The following is a 20,805-nucleotide window of genomic DNA, read 5'->3' on the forward strand; positions in this document are numbered from 1 at the left end:
AAACTCATAAACTCAAACAAAAAACCTATGAATCCCCTGATATCCCCCTCCATCCTCTCGGCCAACTTCAGCAACCTGGCTGAAGACATCACCATGCTGAACCAGAGCGAGGCCGACTGGCTTCATATAGACATCATGGACGGCGTCTTCGTGCCCAACATCTCCTTCGGCTTCCCCGTTCTCAAGCACGTGGCAACCCTGGCCGAGAAACCCCTCGACGTCCATCTGATGATAGTCCAGCCCGAGAAGTTCATCCCCGAAGTGAAAAATCTGGGCGCCTACGTGATGAACGTCCACTACGAAGCCTGCCCCCACCTGCACCGCGTGGTGCAGCAGATACGCGACGCTGGGATGCAGCCCGCCGTGACTATCAATCCCGCCACCCCCGTCTCGCTGTTGAAAGACATCGTGGGCGACCTCTACATGGTGCTCGTCATGGGTGTCAACCCCGGCTTCGGCGGACAGAAGTTCATCTCACACACCATCGAGAAGGTGCGCGAGCTGCGCGACCTGCTGGACGCCTGCGGCTCCAGCGCCCTCATCGAAGTGGACGGCGGCGTCAACCTCCAGACAGGCGCCCGCCTCGTGGAAGCCGGTGCCGACATCCTGGTGGCAGGCAATGCCGTCTTCTCCGCCCCCGACCCCGTAGAAGCCATCCATGCGCTGAAGAGCTTGTAGCAGCAGAAGTGGTTTTTCGGGCAGGACAGAATCATCCCTTCCTGTGGCTCTTGCTGCCGCTGGCGTTGGGAATCGTTTGTGGAGATGCTCTCTCGCAAGCCTGCTCATGGCTGTGCTTTGGGGGCATCTCTGCCGTTTTGCTGCTCATTCTGTATGCCTGTTCCCGCTTCTTTTTCAGGCATCTGTACGTGGCTGTCCTATTCCTGCTGCTGGGCTTTGTCGGCTTCCAACTGGCTGCCTGTCAGTGGGAAGAGAGCCGCTATGACTTCCCCGGCCGGGAAGAAGTCTACTACCTGCGTCTTTGCGACCAACCCGAGGAGAAGGAACGCAGCATCTTGTGCCCGGCCCGTGTGCTGGGTGTCTATGCCGGCGACTCGTTGCAGACCGACGTCCGTCAGCCCTTCTTCCTGTTCTATTTCCCCAAAGACTCTGCGGCGGCGCGCTTGGCGCGGGGCGATGAGTTGCTGGTTCATACGCGCCTTTCCCCGCCGGTGAACCGCGGTAATCCCGATGAGTTCGATTACGAGCGTTTTCTCCGTCGCCGAGGCGGGAGTGGCACGGCCTACGTGCCGGCGGGTCACTGGCAGGTGGTGGGGCATGATTCGGTGCGCACCATCCGGCAGATGGCTTTGGACTGCCGCGACAAGGTGGTGGCTCTTTACCACCGGCTGGGCTTCCGGGGTGATGAGTGGGCGGTGCTTTCGGCTCTGACCGTGGGCGACCAGACGGACTTGAGTGAAGACATTGTCGAGGCATATTCCGTGGCCGGGGCCAACCACGTGCTTTCTTTGTCCGGTCTGCACATAGGCTTCCTCTATGCTTTGCTGTTCGTATTGCTCCGTCCTCTCTGGCGGCGTTGGCGTTGGCTGAAGCCGCCCTTGCTGCTGCTTGTCGTGGCGGCGATGTGGGCTTTTGCTTTCTTCACCGGGTTGGCATCGCCCGTGGTGCGTGCGGTGACGATGATGTCGATATTGGCCCTTTCCACCCTCCAGCCGGAACGCTTGCTCACGCTGAATACGTTGGCTGCCGCGGCTTTCCTGATGCTGCTGTTCCGTCCTTTGTGGCTATTCGATGTCAGTTTCCAGTTGTCTTTCCTTTCGCTGGCGGCCATCCTGTTGTTCCAGCCTCCGCTGTATGCTTTGTGGAAACCCCGTTGCCGCCTGTTGCGCTACGTTTGGGGGTTGCTGACGGTTTCTATGGCTGCGCAGGTAGGGACGGTGCCTCTGGTGTTGCTCTATTTCTCCCGCTTCTCCACGCATTTCCTGTTGAGCAATCTCTGGGTTGTCCCCCTTTCTTCGCTGATACTCTATGCGGCTGTGCTTTTATTGCTGCTTACCCCTTTCCCGGTTTGGCAGGTGTGGTGGGCAGGCGTGCTGGACAAGTTGCTTTGGGTACAGAATGAGGGTCTCCGTTGGATAAGCCGCCTGCCCTATGCTTCCTTTGACCACCTTTGGGTCGACGTGTGGGATGTGTGGCTGTTCTATCTGTTTCTGGCCCTGCTCTGCCTTGCTTTGCGGCGGTTTACCTATCGGCGGGTGTTTGCGGCTTTGCTTTCTCTCTTGGTGTTGGTTGCCTGTCATCAGGTGTCCCGGCTTCTTTCCTTGCCCCGTCGCAGCCTGGTTTTCTACAACGTCAGTCGTGCGCCGGCCGTACATTGCGTGGACTCCGACGGCTGCTCCTGGCTGGTCGGGCCGGACAGTCTGCCCGATGTGTCGCGGTTGTCGCGTTCGCTGGAGCCGCACTGGACGCGCTTGCATCTCAAACCGCCTGTCCTTGTGCCTGGGGATTACGAACATCCCAAGCTGTTTGTAGGCGATGGCATATTGCTTTATGGTGGGCGTAATGTCTGCATCTTGTCGGACGACCGCTGGCAGGGAAAGGTGTCTGCTTCCCCTCTGCCCGTGGACTATCTGTATGTCTGCCGGGGTTACAAAGGAAGGCTCGCCGACCTGGACAAGTTGTTCGACGTGCGTTTCGTGGTGTTCGACGCTTCCTTTTCGGGCTATTACCTCCGTCGGATGGCTGACGAGTGCATCCGTCGCGGTATTCCCTATCACATCGTGGCCCGGCAGGGCGCTTTGCGCGTTTTTCTCTGAGTGCTTGCTTCTTGTCCGACAGGAGGGGCTCTCTTCCGGACAAGAAGGAGGCTTCAACCGGGCAAGAACCGCGTGCAGTCCGTACTCGCCGGAAAGTTGTGCGGAAATCGGCCTTTCCTGTGCCCGAAATCCTAAACTTTTTCGTACTTTTGTGCCCAATTTGTCTGTATCATTCTAAATAAAGAACCGGTTATGTTGAGCAAGATAATCAAGCAAGCGGATATAGACCATTTCACCAAATGGTTCGAACGCGCTGAGAAGATAGTCATCGTATCGCACGTGTCGCCCGACGGCGATGCCATCGGCTCGTCCCTGGGCCTGTGGCACTTCCTCTGTTCGCAGGACAAGACGGCCAATGTCATTGTGCCCAACGCTTTTCCTGACTTCCTGAAGTGGATGCCGGGCAGCAAAGATATCCTGCTGTACGACAAGTACAAGGAGTTTGCCGACCAGTTGCTTGCCGAGGCCGACGTCATCTGCTGTCTCGACTTCAACGCCATCCACCGCATCGACGCCATGGGGGATGCCGTGCTGGCCTCGCCCGCACGGAAGATTCTTATCGACCACCACTTGGACCCGGAACCTTTCTGCCAAATCATCATCTCGCACCCCGAAATCTCGTCAACCTCCGAGCTGGTGTTCCGCCTCATCTGCCGCATGGGTTACTTCAACGAGATTACGAAAGAGGGCGCCGAGTGCATCTACACGGGCATGATGACCGATACGGGCGGTTTCACTTACAATTCGAACAACCGCGAAATCTACTTCATCATCAGCGAACTGCTCTCGAAGGGCATCGACAAAGACGCCATCTACCGCAAGGTCTTCAACACTTATTCCGAGAGCCGCCTGCGCCTGATGGGGTACGTCCTCTCGCAGATGCGGGTCTACACCGACTGCAACGCCGCCCTCATCTCACTGACCAAGAAAGAGCAGCGCCGCTTCAACTACGTCCGTGGCGACAGCGAGGGATTTGTCAACATCCCGCTGAGCATCAAGAACGTGGTGTTCTCCTGCTTCCTGCGTGAAGACACGGAAAAGCCGATGATAAAAATCTCGCTCCGCTCCGTAGGCACCTTCCCGTGCAACCAAGTGGCGGCCGAGTTCTTCAACGGCGGCGGGCATCTGAATGCTTCGGGCGGCGAGTTCTACGGCACGCTGGAAGAAGCACGCGAAGTGTTCGAGGCGGCCATCCGCCAATACAAGCCTCTGCTTACGGCTGCCCAACCGTGAAAAAACGACGCGCAAAGGTTAAAAGATACGAACATTCGGTAGTTTTTCCTTAATCTTTCCGCGAAATCAGATACTTTTGTCACGCAATTTACGAACAGATAGAAATGAAGAAACTTACCTTATTCTTTTTGCTCCTGATGCTTGCCTGCATCGGCTTTCAGGCTTGTGATGACACGATGACCTACGCCGAGATGAAAGAGCGGGAAGACGACGCAGTCGCCGCTTTTATCCGCGACAGCAGCATCACGGTCATATCCCAGAGTCAGTTCCTGGCACAAGACACGATAACCAATCTCGACCGCAATGAATACGTTCAACTGGCCAGTGGGGTCTACATGCAAATAGTAGACAGAGGCATCGAGGGTGATACGGTGCGGAACAACGACGAGATATTGGTGCGCTTCAGCGAGTATAACATCTTGGATAAATACGTTTCTTACTCCAACCTGGATGCTGTGACATGGCTGGATACCTACCGATACACCGTGACTTCTTCTTCTATCGCCGGCATCTTTCTGGAAGGAGCTTATTGGCAATACTACGGCAGTTCGGCCGTTCCTGCCGGATGGTTGGTGCCTTGGGACTACATTTATGATAAGTCGCACATTAAGCTGATTGTTCCGTCAGACATGGGTAGCACCACTGCCATGCAGTCTGTCGTGCCTTATTATTACGACATTCATTATCAGATATATTAACAACGCTATTTTTCTTTTCTAATGACACTGATTAAATCCATTTCTGGTATCCGCGGTACCATCGGCGGCAAGGCCGGTGAGGGACTGAATCCGCTGGATATCGTGAAGTTTACGTCGGCCTATGCCACGCTGATACGCAAGACGTGCACCGTCAAAAGCAACAAGATTGTGGTGGGCCGTGATGCCCGCTTGTCTGGTGAAATGGTGAAGGACATCGTTGTCGGCACCCTGATGGGCATGGGCTGGGACGTGGTGGACATCGACCTGGCTTCGACTCCTACCACCGAGCTGGCCGTGACAATGGAAGGCGCCAGCGGTGGCATCATACTGACAGCTTCGCACAATCCCAAGCAATGGAACGCCCTGAAATTGCTGAACGAGCGAGGCGAGTTCCTGAACAAAGAAGAGGGTAACGAGGTGCTGCGCATTGCCGAGGCCGAAGATTTTGATTATGCCGAGGTCGACCGGTTGGGCACGTACCGCAAGGATTTGTCCTATAACCAGAAACACATAGACAGCGTGCTGGCTCTCGACCTGGTGGACGTGGAGGCTATCCGCAAGGCCCATTTCCGTGTGGCCATTGACTGTGTGAACTCGGTGGGAGGCATCATCTTGCCTGAATTGCTGGAACAACTGGGGGTGCAGCATGTGGAGAAGCTGTATTGCGACGCGACGGGCAACTTCCAGCACAACCCCGAACCGTTGGAGCGCAACTTGGGTGATATCATGCAGTTGATGTCGAAGGGAGGAAACGATGTGGCCTTTGTCGTAGACCCCGACGTGGACCGTCTGGCCATCATTTGCGAGGACGGACGCATGTATGGCGAGGAATACACGCTGGTCACGGTGGCCGACTATGTGCTGAAGCATACGCCCGGCGCCACGGTGTCCAACCTCAGCTCGACCCGTGCCTTGCGCGACGTGACGGCCCGTTACGGGCAGCCGTATTACGCTGCGGCCGTGGGAGAGGTGAACGTGACTACGGAGATGAAGCGCGTGGGCGCTGTTATCGGTGGTGAGGGCAATGGCGGGGTCATCTATCCGGCCAGCCACTACGGGCGCGACGCGCTGGTGGGCATCGCACTCTTCCTGAGTCACTTGGCACACGAAGGCAAGAAGGTGAGCGAACTGCGTGCCACGTATCCTGCCTACTTCATGGCGAAGAACCGCGTGGACCTGACTCCGGAAACGGACGTGGATGCCATCCTGGCCCGGGTGAAGGAGTTGTATAAGAACGAGAAGATTACCGACACGGACGGCGTGAAGATAGACTTCCCCGACAGTTGGGTACACCTGCGCAAGAGTAACACCGAGCCTATCATCCGTGTTTACAGCGAGGCTCCCACGCAGCAAGAAGCCGAGGAGGTGGCTCGCCGGGTGATGAAGGTGGTCGAAGACTTGGCCTGCTGAGAGAGGAAATTCATCTTTCATCCAATATAAGTAGAAAGGCGCCGGTAGCATGTTCACTCTGCTACCGGCGCCTCTTTTTGTGTCTTGTCGGTATAGTTACCCCTATACCGGTCAGTATAGCTACCCCTATACTGGTCAGTATAGCTACCCATAGACGTATGCTTCTAGTACCCCATAGATAGCATTATCTATTGACCCATAGACAATGGATGCTTATAGCACGCGGTCTACCTCGCCCTCGAAGTTGGGGGTAAAGACGCCTTGGCCCAGGTTGTCGCGGATTTCTTGCACCGGCCAGAAACGCCCGCCGTCCAGTTCGTCGGAAGGCGTGACAGGGCCGTCGTACACCGTGCGGAAGGTGAAGACCAGTTCGCGTTCGCGCTCCGACTCGAAGACATAGTGGTCGACGGGCTGCGGGGTGAAGTCGCTGATGCCCAGCTCTTCGCGTGCTTCGCGGCGCAAGGCCTGCTCCACGCTTTCGCCCAGGTCGACATGCCCGCCCACGGCCGTGTCCCACTTGCCGGGTTGGATGTCCTTCCACGCAGGGCGGCGTTGCAGGTAGAGCTGTCCTGCGGAGTTGAATACGTGCAGGTGCACTACCGGGTGCAGCAGCTTGCTGCCGTTGTGGCACTCGCCGCGGGTGGCAGCTCTCAGGATGTTCCCCTGTTCGTCCACGATGGGGAACAGTTCTTCTTGGTTGTCTTTCTTCATAAATTTAATAGTTGACGAGTTGACAAGTGGACGAGTTGACAAGTTAACAAGGCAACAAGGTCTGTCCTCGTGGTCTTGTTAACTTGTTCCCTCGTCCACTAAGTTTTACGGAATCAGCAGCGACGAGTCGCCGTAGCTCAGGAAGCGGAAGTCGTGCGCCAAGGCATAGTCATATATCCTCCGCCAGTCGCCGTTGACGAAGGCCGACACCAGCAACAGCAGCGTGCTTTGCGGTTGGTGGAAATTGGTCACCATGGCTTTCACTATCTTGTAGTCATACCCCGGGGCAATGATAATTTGCGTACTGGTGTGCAACGTCTCCATATGGTGGCGGTCCAGATAGTCGGCAATTGCCTGCAAGGCAGCCGTGGCCGGAGTGGCAGCCTTCTCTGCGGAGAGTCCGTAGGGCTGCCATTGACGGACGTGCAGCTCTTCTTCCGAAGCGTCCGGGTGCTCCATGAGGGTAAGCCCGATGTGGTACAAGCTTTCCAGTGTCCGTACCGACGTGGTGCCCACGGCAACGGCGCAAGCGTCATGAGCCAACAGCCGGGCTATCGTTTGCCGCGAGACAGAGATATACTCCGTGTGCATCTCGTGTCCCTCTATCCGTTCGCTCTTCACCGGGCGGAACGTGCCGGCACCCACGTGCAGCGTCAGTTCCTCCAGTTCCACCCCCTTCTGCCGCAGCGTATCCAGTACGGCAGGCGTGAAGTGCAACCCCGCCGTTGGGGCGGCCACCGAACCTTTTATCTTGCTGTACACCGTCTGGTAAGTCGTCAAGTCACTCTCCTGCGTGGCCCGGTTCAGGTAGGGCGGGATGGGCAACTCGCCGAACACCTCCAGTATGTCGGCAAACGTCACTTCAGCATTATCCCATGCGAAGTCCACCCGGTGGCTCGTGCCCCGACATTCACCCCGTCTGGCAGTCAGCGTGACTGTCATTCCCTTCACCGTCATTTTGCGGTGCAACACCCCCTCCTTCCATTTCTTCAAGTTGCCAATCATGCACAGCCAGGCACTGTGGGCCGTCTGCTGGAAGTTGAGCGCATAATCGTTCGGCTCCAACGGTTCCAGGCAAAACACCTCAATCAGTGCCCCTGTGTCCTTGCGGAAATGTAGCCGGGCTTGAATGACCTTCGTGTTGTTGAACACCATCAGGCTGCCCGCAGGAATATAGTCCGGGAGGTTAAAGAAACAGTCTTCGTCCACCTGGCCGTGTCGGTATATCAATAGCTTGGAATGGTCTCGTTGGGGCAGAGGGAACTTGGCGATACGTTCATCCGGCAGGTCATATTGGAAGTCGCGGATATGTATGTCTTTGGGATTCTCGTTCATATTATCTGTCTTTTGGGCGTGCAAAGGTATGAATAATTTCGTACCTTTGTGCTCTCTTAAGTGTATTAATATATTATAGTAGGTTATGAAAATAGGAGATAGAGTACGCTTCTTAAGCGAAGTAGGCGGTGGAAAAGTCAGTGGTTTCCAAGGCAAGGATATTGTGTTGGTAGAAGATGAAGACGGTTTTGACATACCTATGCCCATTCGCGAGTGCGTGGTGGTAGAAACAGACGATTATAACATCCCGACACCGGCCATGAAGGCTGCAGCCCAGAAGAAGCAGCAAGAACCGGAACGTGCCACACCCGTCGAAGCTGCTATAAAGAAACCCGAAATCTCGGTCTACCGGCAGCCGGAAACCCGGACTGGCAACCGACTGAATGTCTTTCTCGCTTTTGTACCCGTAGACATCAAGGCCGTTTCTACCACTCCCTTCGAAACTTACTTGGTGAACGATTCCAATTATTATCTATATTATACCTATCTCAGTGCCGAAAGCGCTGCCTGGAGTGTCCGTTCACATGGCTTGATTGAACCGAACACAAAATTGTTCTTGGAGGGCTTTGAGAAATCAGAATTGAATGAACGGGAACGAGTCTGCGTGCAGTTGTTGGCTTTCAAAGACCGTAGCTCTTTCTTGCTCAAACCGGCTGTCAGCGTAGAGTTGAGAGTCGATACTGTCAAGTTCTATAAGTTGCACACTTTCCAGCCCAGCGATTTCTTCAGTACTCCCGCCTTGATTTACGACTTGGTGCGTGACGACCAGACTGTCCGCCAGCTCAATGTCTCTGCCGAAGAAATACAGAAATCCCTGTTGCAGAAGAAATCAGTGGACATACCCTCATCTAAATCGGTTCAGACAGGAAAGAAAGAGAAAAACGGCATTATCGAAGTAGATTTGCACATTGATGCCTTGTTGGACAATACGCAAGGCATGACCAATGCTGACATGCTGCAATTTCAGTTGGACAAGTTCCGCGAGGTTATGGAGCAGTATAAGCAGAAGCATGGCCAGCGCGTTGTTTTCATACATGGCAAAGGTGAAGGCGTCTTGCGCAAGGCGGTATTGGATGAACTTCGCCGCAAGTATCCTAAGTGCAAGACTCAGGATGCCTCTTTTCAAGAATATGGATTTGGGGCTACGCTAGTGACTATCTATTGACATATTTTCGTGTATATGGACAGATGCAGATCTTTCCGCCCGTGCGTGATTACCTTGTTGGGCGTTTCCTTCTTGCTGATGTTGTTGTTGCCCACATCTTGCCGGCGCAATCCTGTTGTCTCGTCTGAGCCTACCGAGATGGACGTTTTCGATTCCTTCTTTCAGGAAATATGCGATTCTATCTCTTTCGTTCCTCGTAAGATACGCACAGGGGCCATAACCCGTATGCAACAGTGTAATGACAGTCTGGTGTATTACAATTATTTGGCAGTGGCATTGAAGACTTGCCTTTCTTCTTATGACATTGATTCTGCCCGTCTCTTGGTCAGGCAGATAGAAGAATATGTACGCCGCACTCCGGCTACACCGGGTTTGGCCGATTTGCAGTCCGAATGTTCTAATATGAAAGGAAACCTGTTTGCCCGTACCGGTCACATGGATTCTGCAGAGTACTGTTTCCGAGACTCTTACGAACAACGGCAGCAAGGGACAAAAATGGAAGTCTTGCCAGACATCCTCATCAATTTGGCCGATGCCTGCAACCGGCAAGGAAAATTGGATAGAGGAGCCTATTGGTATCGGCGGGCTCTGCTTTTGTGTGACTCTCTCGGGTTGCTTACTGCGCAGAAAGTACCTATCTATTATGGTCTGGCTCAGGTGTATTCTTCTTTACGCGTTTTTGATCTTTGTGACCATTACTACGACTTGGCCTTGCGTTCATACAGTCAAATGCTGCCTTTCGAGAAACATTTTTATTTGAACAACCGGGGCACTTCTTATTATTTCCGTGGAGATTATCGTACCGCAACCAGCTATTTCAAGCAGGCAGTGGCGTTGACTGCTGCTTATCCGGACATGAATTATGAATTGAATCTAAGCCGGATTAATCTGGCGGACTGCTTCCTTCGTCTCAGCCTTCCCGATTCTGCAACCAAGTATCTTTCGTTGTGCGAACCTTTTTTCCGTGCCATGAAAGACTCTAGCGCTTTATATTATCTGGATACGCAGCATATCCAATTGGCTCTGCTGCGCAAAGATCTCTCGGAAGCCACACGTGTATTGGACAGGGCTGTTACACCGTCGGACATCGACCCAGACCTGATACATATCCGCAATCGTTACTTGCGTCAATACTATAACGAATTGGGGGACTATCGCACAGCCTATTATTATTTGGAGAAAGATCAACGTCTGGACGATTCGATTCGCAACGAACGCATCAGGATGCGCATTGCCGATATGACTTTACGCTACCAGCAGGATTCTACCCTGATGGCTCACCGTCTGCTTTTGCAGGAGCAGCATACTGAAGTCCTGAAATTGCGGCAAACTCAGTTCGTGGTTTTGGCCTTCGGATTTTTGGCTTTGCTCATTGCCTATTTTGTTTATGTTTACAATAAAAAGAAGCGGGCGCTTTTGTTGGTCGAGAGTAGGAGGACTGTTTCCACCCTTCGCCTTGAAAACATCCGAAACCGTCTTTCTCCTCATTTCATTTTCAATATTCTTAATCAGGAGATGACTGATTTGGATGATGTGCGGAAAAAGAAATTCTCTTCTTTGGTGAAACTGATGCGGAGGAACCTTGAACTGGCCGAACAACTTCGGGTAACTTTAGCAGAAGAACTGGATTTCGTTCGTACCTATTTAGAGTTGGAACAGCGTTCTTTAGGCTCTCGTTTCAGTTATCAGATTACCATTGCGTCGGCTATAAATCCAGAACAAGTCACGTTGCCTTCCATGCTTATACAGATTCCGGTTGAGAACGCTGTGAAACATGCTTTAAAGGATAAGGAAGGCGACCGTTTATTGTGGATAACCATAGTTGATAGTCCTAAAGGCGTAGATATACGCATTACGGATAATGGAGGCGGCTATCGTTCAAACAGTGTCCGGCGCGGCACGGGAACGGGGTTGAAGGTAATTATGCAGACCATTCAGATTTTGAACCAGAAAAACCGGGAAGCTATCGATGTCTCTGTACGGAATGTTCTTTTAGAAGAGTATGGAGAAACAGGCTGTCAGGTGGCCTATTACCTGCCGAAGTATTATGATTACACAATTTAAAATAACCACTTAGTATCTTTTTACGATAGAATAATCTCGGAATATAGTCATACAGTGCGATTTCGGGCATTTTCGTTTTGTAAAAAAGTAATATAATCCCTATATTCGCCCTTTGAAACGGAACACACATGCAAACATGGAAACATACAAAGTAGTGATAGTGGACGATGATGAACTTTCGTTGGAGAATCTGAGCCTTGCATTGGAGAAGGACGGGCGTTTCTCTCTCGAAGGGGTAGCTCATAATGGGAAACAAGGTCGCAGGCTTGTAGAGAGAGTGCAGCCGGATCTATTATTTTTGGATGTGGAATTGCCAGATATGACAGGTATGGAATTGTTGCAGGATATGCGCGATACTACTTTGTCATGGACCATGCGTGTCGTATTTTATACTGCTTATGACAAGTATATGATACAAGCTATCCGCGGGGCGGCTTTTGATTATCTGTTGAAACCTTTCGAAGAGCAGGAATTAAAGGATATATTGGAGCGGTTCATCAAACAGGTATACCATGCCAGTCAGAATAATCCGGGAGAAAAGTATCCGGTTGGGGGAGGGCAGACTTTCATTGTGTTTACTCCAACGAACGACATGCGTGCATTGCGTCCGTCCGAGATAGGCTTTTTCCGTTATTGCTCAGCTCGCAAGCAATGGGAAGTCATATTGAACAACCAACCTCCTTTGGCTTTACGCCGGGGCATGACGGCAGAGCAGATTATTCAGTATTCTTCTTGTTTCGTACAGATTCATCAGTCTTATATCATTAATATTGATTATCTGATGATTATTAAAGAAAGCAAGTGCATACTTTATCCACCGTTTGACCGGGTAACGGAACTGGTGGTTTCGCGGAAATATAAAAAGGAATTGCAAGAACGTTTTTGCTTGTGAAAGTAGAGCGATAACATAAACTGGTTAGGGAGTTGGCAACAGGAATACCTTGTTGCTGACATAAAAAAGACACCGGACGTATTCCCTCCGGTGTCTTTTTCATTTTATGGCTATTGGTTCATTCTTTTATTTCACTACGATGCCTTTGTTTTGAAGAGTAGCATTCAATACTTTTGTATATTCAGCATACTGTTTCTCATTCAACGTCTGCTTCATCAGTTTCAAATTGCCATAGATGGCATTGTGAAGCATCTTCTCCTGATCTTTCTTGGAAGAAGTGGCGCGTTGCATTTGTTCGCTGAAGTATTCACAGATGTTAGCTACTTCTTGTTCCTGTTTATCTGTCAGTTTCAAGAAACGGCTCAGTTTCTCCACATTGATACGTCCTTCCCACTTTTCGGTTGTAGGTTGATTACCAGCAGCAAAAGTCAAAACAGTTACGCAAAATGCTGCTACTAAAGTTAATCCAAAACGTTTCATAATACTTACTTTTAAATTTGTTAACCTAAAAACTAATCTTACTATTAAAACTAATACCTATTGAAGACCTTCAAGTTCTCTTAGCTTTCTTTTTACCGATGCAAATATACGGATGTGTTTTATAACATAAAAATGAAAGACTGAAAAACTGCATATCTTCCCCTCATTTCTTGATTTTCGTCAAGTGGATGGTGTGAAAATGCTTGGAAAAACAGAAATATGTAACCATTTTGAAATATAAAATGCTTGCGTCAGATGATTGTGAAAGGTTCTTGCTGTTTTTCTTGCCTTTTGCTTGATGGATTGCCCGGGTGCTGGTTGCCAGTTAAGTGCAGGGAGTGTCAGAGTTTTCGGGTGTCTGATTCAATCATCGTTTGGTGCTGAATAAAAAAGCCTCTTGGATAGAAATGAGTCTTGCCAACATCGATGTTTTTGGTTTGGTAAGTAAAAAGGTTTGATACAAAGACGTTCCAAAGACGTTCCTTCTTCGTTTCTATGGCGAGCAAAATGGAACGAACTTGGTACGACTTTGGAAGGACTTTGGTACGACTTTGTCCGGTTATTGTCTGTTGGAAAAGCTTTTGGTAATTATTCTTTACGATGAGTGTTTGGGAGAATGGCAAGCTGTTTTGGAATTGGGATTCTTGTTGCCTGAGCGCCGGGCCTGATGGAACAGAACCCACAAAGCAGCCGTCAGCAAATAAGTAACAATGAAACGTAATCCGTTTGGAATGAGTGGTTTTTCATTATTCTGCCGTAAGAAGGAAATCAACGGAGTGCGGAATATTGAGCCATCTCGGGAAATTGAACGAACTTCAGACGGCGTAAGAGATAGGTAATTCCGATGGCCCAAAAGTACGGTGGCGGCAGGCCTGCTTTCCGTTCTGGCTGGAATTGTACTGATAGGTACATTGCCTCAACAGATGATGCCTGCTGCCGATCGCAACCAGTTTGCTGTGGAAATCAGTCTGCCTGCGGGCACGGCGGTTGAACGCACGGCGCAAGTGGCCGATAGTGTGGAACACATCCTGCGTCGTGATTCTCGTGTGGTTTCGTTACTTCATTCAAAAGTTGTTCGTCACCACGATTTCAGAACAGCTATGCTCCGCAGATTGCCGGGACGAATTATGCCCAGTTTATCGTTAATACCACAGGTGTGGAAGAAACTGTCCAATACACTCCGCGTTATACAGATGCTTTCCCCGATGCCCGCGTACGCTTCAAGCAACTGACTTATAGCGAAGCCGTCTATCCGGTAGAGTTCAGGCTGAGCGGAGAGAATCTGGATACTCTGCGTCGCGATGCCAGCAAACTATTGGCGCTGATGCGGAATATGCCCGAATTGATTTTAGCCTACACGGACTTGAACGAGCCGTTGCACACAGCCAAAGTCATACTCAAGGAAAACGAAGCTACCCGTTTGGGCATCAACAATGCCACAGTAGAAAACATACTTGCCATGCGTTATGGTAGCGGACTGCCTGTGGGGACTGTTTGGGACGGCGATTATGACCAGAAGATTGTGCTGAAAGGCACGCACGCCGACCGGGCTTTGTCCATCGATATGGAGTATCACCGTCAGCGTACCAATCACCGGATGGTGGGGAGGTTCGCACGACATGAAGCGGCAGAAACTACAAGTACGCAATGCCGAAAATCGCCTTGCAGGCCAGAGCGAATTATTATGCATACGGATGCAGAATACGTGGAACGCCATGAGCGATGCCTATAAACAAGTGGAGATAGCTGTGGAAAGTATCTTAGCCAAAAGGGTCGAAGTCGCGTGGCTTTCCAGAGAGCTTGGAAGTTTTGCAGAATTAATTTGTGTTAAAATTTATTTCTTGCAGGAGCTTGCTTTGTTGAATAATTCATATCTTTGTGTCTGACACAGTAGTCAGAATAGTTGTATAGTATCATATAATCGAAGCGGACGATGGTTAGATTAGGGATAGATATGGGCTCGACAACGGCTAAGTTTGTTGTTGTGGATGATTCCGGGAACATTGTATATACGAAGTACGAACGTCATAATGCCAAGATAATGCCTACATTGCTGAAGTGTTTGCAGGAGATGGAGGCGGCATTGGGCGATAGGGAAGTGTCTGTGCGCATCACAGGTTCTGTCGGCATGGGCATTGCAGAGAAGTGTTCCATTCCTTTTGTACAAGAAGTGGTGGCTGCTACGAGAGCTGTCCAATGCAGTCATCCGGAAGTGCGGTCTTTAATTGATATTGGTGGGGAAGATGCCAAGGTTGTCTTCTTCAACGAGGGGGAGGCTAAGGATTTGCGCATGAACGGTAATTGTGCGGGTGGAACGGGGGCTTTTATTGACCAGATGGCTGTTATTCTGGGAGTAGAGGTTTCTGATTTGGACCGTCTGGCTGCTGATAGTACGAAGATTTATCCCATTGCTTCCCGTTGCGGGGTCTTTTGCAAGACTGATATACAGAATCTGGTGGCCAAGAATGCAAGTCGTCAGGACATTGCGGCGTCTATCTTTCATGCGGTGACTGTGCAGACGGTGGTGACGCTGGCGCATGGGTGCGAGATACAGCCGCCGGTTTTGTTTTGCGGCGGGCCGTTGACTTTTATGCCTGCTTTGCGTAAATCTTTCATGGATTATCTTTCTTTGAGTCCGCAGGATGTTGTATTGCCAAAGTTTGGGACGCTGTTGCCTGCTATGGGAAGTGCTTTGTATGAATGTCCGGGTGGGCAGCAGGAACGGATATTGTCCCTTGCTGCGCTTCGGGCTTTGTTGCAGGAGAAATTGGGGACGGCCGGTAGTGAAGTTCGGAAAGGGCTTCCTCCGGTTTTTCAGAATGAGGAAGAATACAGAGCCTGGAAAGCACGTATGTCGGAATATACCGTCGAAAAACGTGCTTTGGCAAAGGGTATTTACGATGCTTTTGTCGGGATTGATTCAGGTTCTACCACTACCAAGATTGTGGTGACGGATGCAGAGTCCCGCATCCTTTATTCCTATTATGTGAATAACAACGGGAATCCCATCGGGGCGGTGGAAAAAGGTTTGCGGCTTTTGAAAGAAGACTGTGATGCTTGTGGGGCCTGCTTGCACATTAAAGGCGGCTGTTCCACCGGTTATGGGGAAGACTTGGTCAAAGCGGCTTTTGGTTTCCATTCGGGCATAGTGGAGACGATTGCCCACTATATGGCTGCCCGACACCTCAATAAAGAGGTATCTTTTATCTTTGATATTGGCGGACAAGACATGAAGGCCGTCTTTATCTCCAATGGGGTTATTAATCGCATTGAAATCAATGAGGCTTGTTCGTCGGGTTGTGGGTCGTTCATCGAGACTTTTGCCAAAAATCTGGGTTATAGTCCTTCCGATTTCGCCCGTTTGGCTTGCCAGGCTCAGCATCCTTGTGATTTGGGCACCCGTTGCACGGTGTTTATGAACTCCAAGGTGAAGCAAGTGTTGCGCGAGGGTGCTACCATCGAAGATATTGCAGCGGGGTTGGCTTATTCTGTCGTGAAAAACTGCTTGTATAAGGTGTTGAAGTTGAAAGATGTTTCCGTGTTGGGGAAGCATATTTTCGTGCAAGGAGGAACCATGCGGAATGATGCTGTGGTGCGGGCCATTGAATTGTTGACCGGAGCCGAAGTGACCCGTTGCGATTTGCCGGAACTGATGGGGGCTTTGGGTTGTGCTTTGTATGCTTCGCAGCATCCTGATATAGAAATGACGTTGGACGATTTGTTGGGAAAAGCTGCTTTTTCCACACGTGAGTTGCATTGCAAAGGTTGCGAAAACCGGTGTCTGGTGACTGCTTATACGTTCGACAACGGGCGGCGTTATTATTCGGGAAACCGTTGCGAGAGAGTTTTTACCAATGGAGAAAGCCATATGCTTGGCCTTAATGCCTATAAGTGGAAAGAAAAGCTGTTGTTCGAGCGGCCAGTCTTGTCCGAAGCAGCCTTGAGCATTGGCATTCCGCGTTGCCTCAATATGTTCGAAGATTATCCTTTCTGGCATGCCCTCTTTACTGCGTGCGGTTTGCAGGTATGTTTGTCTGATGCTTCTGATTATGCAGCGTATGAAGGCAATGCCCGGATGGTGATGTCAGACAACATTTGTTTCCCGGCGAAACTGGTGCATAGTCATATTCAGAACTTGCAAGATAAGAAAGTGGACCGAATCTTCATGCCTTTTGTCGTATTTGAACAGCAGAAGGCCGGTTATAACAGTTTCAACTGCCCTATTGTGACCGGCTATTCTGAAGTGATAAAAGGAGTGCAGCAAACGGATATTCCTATTGATTCTCCTGCTATAACCTTTAAGGACAAGGATTTGCTCAGAGAACAATGTAAGGAATACTTGTCTGGGTTGGGAGTGACGCTTCCGACGATAAACAAGGCCTTTGAACAAGCGTTGCGGGCGCAAGATGACTATGAGAAGGAGCTGGTGGCCCAGAATGAACATATATTGAGCGAAGCTCGAAAAACACACTCATTGGCAGTCTTGTTGGCCGGTCGGCCTTATCATACAGACCCGCTTATCCAGCATAAGGTCAGCGATTTGTTGGCTGGCATGGGCATTTATGTTTTGACTGATGATATTGTCCTCGATAAGCCAATGCCTGTTGCCGATGTACACTTTGTGGAGCAATGGGCTTATCCTACCCGTATATTGGATGCGGCACGCTGGTGCGCTGCCCAGGGGCATGATGTACAGTTTGTACAGATGACTTCTTTTGGTTGTGGACCGGATGCTTTTTTGGTTGATGAAGTGCGTAGCTTGCTGATGCGTTATGGGAAGTCGTTGACGTTGTTGAAGCTGGATGACATCAATAATGTGGGTTCCATGAAGCTGCGGGTACGTTCGTTGTTGGAAAGCTTGAAACTGGTGCCCGGAGATTTCGCCAGTGCCGGGCAATCCGTAGCAGACGCTTGTCAGGATGCTTTTGTTACCACTCCCATCTTTGACAAGGCTGCCCGTGGACGTAAAATATTGATACCTTTCTTTACTCCTTTTCTTTCTCCGTTGTTGCCGGCTGTAATGAAATTGGTAGGTTATGATGTGGAAAATCTGCCGTTGAGTGATGCCAGGTCGGCTGAGTGGGGGCTGAGGTATGCCAATAACGAAGTCTGTTATCCGGCCACATTGATTGTAGGCGATATCATAAAAGCTTTGAAGGACGGGCATTATGATCCAGACAAGACGGCTGTGGCCATTACGCAGACAGGGGGACAATGCCGTGCCAGCAATTACTTGCCTCTTATCAAAAAAGCCCTGGTGGATGCCGGTTTCAGTAATGTGCCTGTGATATCTGTCACTTTTGGTGACATGATGGGCAATTATCAGCCGGGCTTCAAGATGAATTGGGTGAAGTTGATGCCTGTGGCCATTCGTGCCGTTTTATTTAGCGATTGCATGGCTAAATTCTATTACGGGGCAGTGGTGCGGGAGAAAGAAAAGGGGCAGGCGTATGGACTGATGGAGCGCTATCTGAAAAAAGCGGCTCATTTCATTGAAAATGGGAAAAGCTCGTGGCTGTTTGACTTGTTGGCTGAGGCTGCCGACAGGTTTTCGGAAATTGTTTCTACCGAAGAATGCTCTAAAGTGGGTATTGTAGGGGAGATTTTTCTGAAGTTCAATCCTTTTGCCCAACAACGTGTTACCGACTGGTTGACAGAACGGCGGATAGAGGTCGTGCCTCCTTTGCTCACAGGCTTCTTTTTGCAGAGTTTTGTCAACCGTGAGGCATGGGGAAGAGACCATTTGGAAAAGAAGAACGTGCCGTTCTTTGTATCCCGGTGGGTTTATCGCTTGCTCTGGAAAGAGGTGGAGCATGTCAATCAAATAGGTAAACGCTTCCCTTACTTTATGCCTTTTGAAGATGTTTTTGAACAGGCTCGACAGGCCAGTCGTGTCATTACGCTCAATGCACAGTTTGGTGAAGGCTGGTTGTTGCCTGGCGAGATAGTGTCGTATGCTTCGCAGGGCGTTAAAAATGTGGTGAGCCTGCAACCTTTCGGTTGCATCGCCAACCATATTGTTGCTAAAGGCATGGAGAAACGAATCACAAGGCTTTTCCCTGATTTGAACCTGCTTTCGCTTGACTTCGATAGTGGAGTGAGTGAGGTGAATGTTACTAATCGCCTGCTTTTGTTTACCAATAATCTGAAGAATTGATGCTATGAAAATTGAACAAACAACAATGCCAAGTATGGAAGAACGTATCTTGCTTTGTGCCGAACAGATGTTTATGGAGAGAGGCTTTGCTGGTACTAATATGAGCGATATTGCCGCTTCTATTGGAATCAACCGTCCTACGTTGCATTATTATTTCCGGACGAAAGATAAATTGTTTCAAACCGTATTGGGGCGGCTTCTTTTGTCTTTCGTTCCTCGGGTGTATGGTATTCTCAGCCGTTCTGACTTACCGATTAGCAGGCGTATAGAACAGGTGATTGATGCTTATATTGTGTTGTTTATGAAGCATCCTTGTCTTCCGTTGTTCATGGCCAGAGAGATTCAGCGAGATTCTGCTTTCTTGCTGCAAATGGCTCGCCGTGAGCAGATTGACCACTATGTCCATAAGATAATACGTTCTTTGCAGGCTGAGATGGATGAGGGGAAGCTGAAAAAAGTGCCTTTGCTTACGGTGTTTTATACATTCTATGGATTGCTGGTTTTTCCTTTTTTGACTCGTAAGTTGGCCGAAGATATATTACTGGAGAAAGGAGAGACTTTTGAAGACATCTTAGCTATGTGGAAAGGCCAGGTTGTGAAGCAGATAGGCAATTTGCTGGATGTAGATGCGTAGCTGCTCGGGAGATGAAGATATTATTTCGTCCGGTATAGTCGCTTTCTTTCAGCTATTGGATGGGTATGTCATGGACAGCTTTTTTAGACATACATCAGATCGCTGATGATATCATCTGAAGTAAATATACCTTCTTCTGTCAGGCAGAAACGCCCTTCTTTTTCTATCAGCTTTCCTCTTTGCAGGTGCGGGTGAGCCATCTGGCGCAGGTAGTCTAAACGTTTTGTACCGAAATCGGTGGCTATCTTTTCCAGTGAGATGCCCCATCGGGTGCGCATGCCTGTCATAACGTATTCATTGTATCGTGTATCGTTGTCCAGTTTCTCAGCTTCAAAAGGACGTTCATTCTTTTCCAGACCATCAATGTAGGCTGTCAATGAAGCTTGGTTCCATTCGCGGCTGTCGGTGTCGAACGAATGTGCCGAGGGGCCACATCCCAGGTAGGGTATGCCTTGCCAATAGGCTGTGTTGTGGCGGGCGTGGTGGCCGGGCAGGCAGAAATTGGATATTTCGTAATGTACATATCCGGCTTCTCGCAGTGTTTGCACCAGCAGGGTGAAAAAGCGCAGGCTGTCTTCTTCATTCGCTTCGTTCACCCGGTGCGTTTCCCGCAGCCGGTAGAGTGGAGTCCCTTCTTCATATGTCAGGTGATAGGCTGAGATGTGCTCTGGATGCAGGTTGACGGCTTCTTGTAAGTCGTGCTTCCATTTCTCTTCCGTTTCGCCTGGCAAGCCGTAGATGAGGTCGATGCTCAGGTTGTTGAATCCTGCCTGCCTGCATCGTTGTACGGCTTCTATTGCTTGGGTGGCAGTGTGTCTACGCTGAAGCAATTGCAAGGTCTGTTCATCAAAGGTTTGGATGCCCATACTGATGCGATTGAAAGGGAAGTGGCGTAACAGTTGCACGTAATCGTCGGTCAGGTCATCAGGGTTGGCTTCGAGGGTGATTTCTCTGGCGTGTTCCAGTCCATAGACGTCTTGCAGGGTTTGGAAGATAGATTCGAAATCTTTTTCTGTCAGTTGTGAGGGGGTGCCACCACCAAAGTAGACGGTTTCGACTGTTGCTCCTCGCAAGTAGTCGCGGCGCAAGGCTAATTCGCGGCATAAGGCACGGACATAGCGTTGCCGTAAATCGTTGCGGGTAGTGGAGTAAAAATCGCAGTAAATGCAACGGGTTTTACAGAAGGGGATATGTAGATAGATTCCGGCCATTGTCTGAAGAAGTGAATATTAACGTGAGTTCGATATAAGGG

17 protein-coding genes are annotated in these 20,805 nt (G+C 50.2%); 13 read left to right on the forward strand and 4 right to left on the reverse strand.

What is annotated here, in order from left to right; translation table 11 throughout:
• Window positions 1-27: 27 nt before the first annotated feature.
• The 5 genes from rpe (at window position 28) to glmM (ending at window position 6,115) form a co-directional block, all read left to right on the forward strand.
• Window positions 28-678 carry a ribulose-phosphate 3-epimerase gene (gene rpe, locus M3090_RS13765; RefSeq protein ID WP_249057266.1) on the forward strand — a complete coding sequence of 217 codons (651 nt, stop codon included), beginning with the start codon at window positions 28-30 and terminating at the stop codon, window positions 676-678.
• 8 nt (window positions 679-686) lie between these two features.
• Window positions 687-2,774, forward strand: a complete 2,088-nt coding sequence (locus tag M3090_RS13770) for a ComEC/Rec2 family competence protein (protein ID WP_249057267.1) — start codon at window positions 687-689, stop codon at window positions 2,772-2,774.
• 192 nt (window positions 2,775-2,966) lie between these two features.
• Window positions 2,967-4,007, forward strand: a complete 1,041-nt coding sequence (locus M3090_RS13775) for a DHH family phosphoesterase (protein ID WP_249057269.1) — start codon at window positions 2,967-2,969, stop codon at window positions 4,005-4,007.
• A gap of 104 nt (window positions 4,008-4,111) precedes the next feature.
• The gene (locus tag M3090_RS13780) at window positions 4,112-4,705 is read left to right on the forward strand and encodes a DUF4827 domain-containing protein (RefSeq protein ID WP_249057271.1); all 594 of its coding nucleotides are present in this window, start codon (window positions 4,112-4,114) and stop codon (window positions 4,703-4,705) included.
• A gap of 21 nt (window positions 4,706-4,726) precedes the next feature.
• Window positions 4,727-6,115 (forward strand): phosphoglucosamine mutase, encoded by a 1,389-nt coding sequence (glmM, locus tag M3090_RS13785; protein ID WP_249057274.1) that lies wholly within the window; start codon window positions 4,727-4,729, stop codon window positions 6,113-6,115.
• A gap of 213 nt (window positions 6,116-6,328) precedes the next feature.
• Here glmM and M3090_RS13790 read toward each other — a convergent pair whose 3' ends face one another.
• Window positions 6,329-6,826 (reverse strand): NUDIX hydrolase, encoded by a 498-nt coding sequence (locus M3090_RS13790; RefSeq protein ID WP_249057275.1) that lies wholly within the window; start codon window positions 6,824-6,826, stop codon window positions 6,329-6,331.
• A gap of 105 nt (window positions 6,827-6,931) precedes the next feature.
• Window positions 6,932-8,161, reverse strand: coding sequence for an S-adenosylmethionine:tRNA ribosyltransferase-isomerase (locus tag M3090_RS13795; RefSeq protein ID WP_249057279.1), 1,230 nt, complete (start codon window positions 8,159-8,161; stop codon window positions 6,932-6,934).
• A gap of 85 nt (window positions 8,162-8,246) precedes the next feature.
• Between M3090_RS13795 and M3090_RS13800 the strand changes: the two genes are divergently transcribed.
• The 3 genes from M3090_RS13800 (at window position 8,247) to M3090_RS13810 (ending at window position 12,282) form a co-directional block, all read left to right on the forward strand.
• Complete coding sequence (locus tag M3090_RS13800) at window positions 8,247-9,326, forward strand: DUF2027 domain-containing protein (protein ID WP_249057282.1); 1,080 nt, start codon at window positions 8,247-8,249, stop codon at window positions 9,324-9,326.
• A gap of 78 nt (window positions 9,327-9,404) precedes the next feature.
• Window positions 9,405-11,390, forward strand: coding sequence for a histidine kinase (locus M3090_RS13805; RefSeq protein ID WP_410553268.1), 1,986 nt, complete (start codon window positions 9,405-9,407; stop codon window positions 11,388-11,390).
• A 136-nt stretch (window positions 11,391-11,526) separates the two neighbouring features.
• Window positions 11,527-12,282 carry a LytR/AlgR family response regulator transcription factor gene (locus M3090_RS13810; protein ID WP_249057284.1) on the forward strand — a complete coding sequence of 252 codons (756 nt, stop codon included), beginning with the start codon at window positions 11,527-11,529 and terminating at the stop codon, window positions 12,280-12,282.
• A gap of 126 nt (window positions 12,283-12,408) precedes the next feature.
• Here the strand turns inward: M3090_RS13810 and M3090_RS13815 are convergent, their stop codons facing one another.
• On the reverse strand, window positions 12,409-12,762 hold the full coding sequence (locus M3090_RS13815) for a hypothetical protein (RefSeq protein WP_249057286.1): 354 nt from the start codon (window positions 12,760-12,762) through the stop codon (window positions 12,409-12,411).
• Window positions 12,763-13,622: 860 nt separating this feature from the next.
• Here M3090_RS13815 and M3090_RS15930 point away from each other — a divergent pair.
• From M3090_RS15930 to M3090_RS13835, 5 genes are read left to right on the forward strand one after another with little or no spacing between them, the layout of a single operon-like run.
• Window positions 13,623-13,994, forward strand: a complete 372-nt coding sequence (locus M3090_RS15930) for an efflux RND transporter permease subunit (RefSeq protein WP_317239249.1) — start codon at window positions 13,623-13,625, stop codon at window positions 13,992-13,994.
• Window positions 13,919-14,494: a hypothetical protein gene (locus tag M3090_RS15935; RefSeq protein WP_317239250.1), complete on the forward strand. Its 576-nt coding sequence runs from the start codon at window positions 13,919-13,921 to the stop codon at window positions 14,492-14,494. Before M3090_RS15930 ends, M3090_RS15935 begins: the two co-directional genes overlap by 76 nt.
• The gene (locus tag M3090_RS16005; RefSeq protein ID WP_410553267.1) at window positions 14,382-14,648 is read left to right on the forward strand and encodes a hypothetical protein; all 267 of its coding nucleotides are present in this window, start codon (window positions 14,382-14,384) and stop codon (window positions 14,646-14,648) included. The genes M3090_RS15935 and M3090_RS16005 overlap by 113 nt, the downstream gene beginning before the upstream one ends.
• Before the next feature lie 47 nt (window positions 14,649-14,695).
• Window positions 14,696-18,919, forward strand: coding sequence for an acyl-CoA dehydratase activase (locus tag M3090_RS13830; RefSeq protein ID WP_249057288.1), 4,224 nt, complete (start codon window positions 14,696-14,698; stop codon window positions 18,917-18,919).
• Window positions 18,920-18,923: 4 nt separating this feature from the next.
• Window positions 18,924-19,553 carry a TetR/AcrR family transcriptional regulator gene (locus M3090_RS13835; protein WP_249057290.1) on the forward strand — a complete coding sequence of 210 codons (630 nt, stop codon included), beginning with the start codon at window positions 18,924-18,926 and terminating at the stop codon, window positions 19,551-19,553.
• 83 nt (window positions 19,554-19,636) lie between these two features.
• Here the strand turns inward: M3090_RS13835 and hemW are convergent, their stop codons facing one another.
• Window positions 19,637-20,764, reverse strand: coding sequence for a radical SAM family heme chaperone HemW (gene hemW / locus M3090_RS13840; RefSeq protein ID WP_249057293.1), 1,128 nt, complete (start codon window positions 20,762-20,764; stop codon window positions 19,637-19,639).
• Between the last annotated feature and the right edge of the window lie 41 nt (window positions 20,765-20,805).

It is taken from the genome of Bacteroides sp. ET71, assembly GCF_023336905.1.
Classification (GTDB): Bacteria; Bacteroidota; Bacteroidia; order Bacteroidales; family Bacteroidaceae; genus Bacteroides.